The organism is Elusimicrobium sp. An273 (assembly GCF_002159705.1).
Lineage (GTDB): Bacteria > Elusimicrobiota > Elusimicrobia > Elusimicrobiales > Elusimicrobiaceae > Avelusimicrobium > Avelusimicrobium gallicola.
Map to the genome: position 1 here is coordinate 1 of NZ_NFJD01000006.1, position 2131 is coordinate 2131.

Annotated in this window: 1 protein-coding gene; it reads right to left on the reverse strand. The window is 48.7% G+C overall.

Annotation, left to right across the window (positions count from 1 at the left end; translation table 11 throughout):
• Positions 1-1705: flagellar hook assembly protein FlgD (locus B5F75_RS07225; RefSeq protein ID WP_143351277.1), on the reverse strand; the 1705-nt coding region annotated here is incomplete at its 3' end.
• Positions 1706-2131: the final 426 nt, after the last annotated feature.

The window sequence follows — 2131 nt, forward strand, 5'->3', positions numbered from 1 at the left end:
GCCCCGTCGCCACGATATCCGTCAGTTTCAACGGATCCAACGACATCTGGCGCGTAACCGCGCGCGAAAAGTCTACCCCGGGCCATTCATCCTGCGCTTTGGCTTGGATGGCCGTAATGTAATTGCCCGCCGGGAGCAAGAGGCCGTTGTCGTTGCGGCCGTCCCACGAGTCAAATTCCGTAATCTGGGTGTCTTTGTCCACCCCTTTCATCCCTTCCCCGATGCGCGGCTGCCAGTCCACTAACGTGCGGACTAAGGCTCCGTTGGAATTACCGGACGGAGCGGTAATATTACCGTTATTTGTACCGCCATAATTGATATTATCCCCGTTGGACGCATCAAAAATGGCTACCCGCACGTCCGCATCTTTACTCAGCCGATACGCAAACGTGTACGGCTGGGCAGATACCGCCGTAATGTTCCCCACCACCGTAGGCGTGCTGCGCACCGTGTGCACGTTCGTCACGTCCACCTGCATCGGAATTTGGTTCATGCCCGGGTAGGCAATCGTAGAGCTGAATTCAATCTTGTCCGTGATGATATTGTCGCCGGGGAAATCCGTAGAGACGGTGGCACGGAAGGCAAAGTCCCCGTTTGATTTGCCGAATTCACCCGCAATTTCATACGACCCGTCCCACGCCGCGCAGAAAGGAATCGGCTGGTTGGAAGGCGTGCCATCATTGTTAAAAATCACATAATTGCATGTTTTATTGCCGGAATCACACGAGCAGGAAGAAGAAGTCGTATTGGTACCGAATTGATAGCAGGTACCGTTTCTTTCTTCATAATCCGGAGAAGAACACGTATAGCCGGAATCCGGCCCGCCCGGGCAGCGATACGAGCCGCAAATGGCAGAATCGCTTTCGGTATCCGGGTACAAATCAATCGTGCGGATGGCCGGCGTTTCTTCCGGGTTTTCTACGTTCTTGCCGTTATAGTATTTTACAATGTCAAATTTTACCTGCTGCAGCGGAAACGCGATGGAATACGTACTCTGCGCCATGGGTTTGTTGGTGCAGTACACATTCATACACAGCGCTAAGCAGTGGTTGGGATATTTATTTGTGCTGGGAGTTACGGCGGGATAAGGCTGATCATATTCGATTAACGCCGAGCTGACCCACGGATCGTTTGTAGTGCTATTGCTGGTAGGATCTATGCCGAAAGCAAAACTGCGGTTGGAAATATCATCTTCGGACACATCAATAGACAAGCTGGTAGTATAATACCCCGTTACTACAAACATATAATAAACGGTTGGAGCCGAATCCCCAGAGCCGCGGGTTCCCTGTATATAATACTTGGAACCTACACCATAATAGCGAGACGGCACACGCACACTCATTCCAGAAGGAACAGTGGTTTGATAGCCCAAATAGGTGGTGCGCAGCGAACCGTCAATAAAAGGAGTGCCGCCCGTTGACGTGGGGAAAAGAAAACCGCCCAACAGGGCATACACGTCATTAGTAGTAGAGGAAGTCCTTCCAGCCCCATTCAGTATAGGCGTGGAATAATCGCAGTACATCTCGTTGTTGTTCGTCGGGTTATCTTTATAAAAGACGCCCGCATAACGGACTTCCGCCGTTTGTGCAAACAACGGAACGGAAGCCGATAAAAGCAACAAGGTTAAACCGGCACAAGCGGCCGCTTTACCCAAAAGAGACTGAAACAAACTTTTTATCTTCATTAAGGTGCAAGTATTCATGTGGGGGATATTCCCTTCCTAAAATTAAATTTTTACAAATCTGCTGTTTCCTAAAATATGCACAAGAAGGCGACTGGTTATATATAAACAGACGCCGACATAATACACTTTAATTCTCGCAACTTTTGGGGCAAATGTCAACCGTTTTTTGGTTTTTTCCCGTCATAACAAATGAAAAAGCCTGCTATAAAATATAATTTTTTATTTTGAAAAAGTTTTTAAAATCTTCTGTCTGGCTGCAAAAAAGCAACTTTCTTATTTTGGTTTTTTGCCGTGTTTGGTTATCAGCCCGTACATCTGCCGAAGGGGGATGTAATCCCCCCTCCGGTTTACGGCACCAAAATCTTTACTACCTTCTGGCAATGCTCGCGCCCGTTCTGCGCTTTGAAGTCTACCAATCCAAAGTACACCCCGCGCGCCACTTTC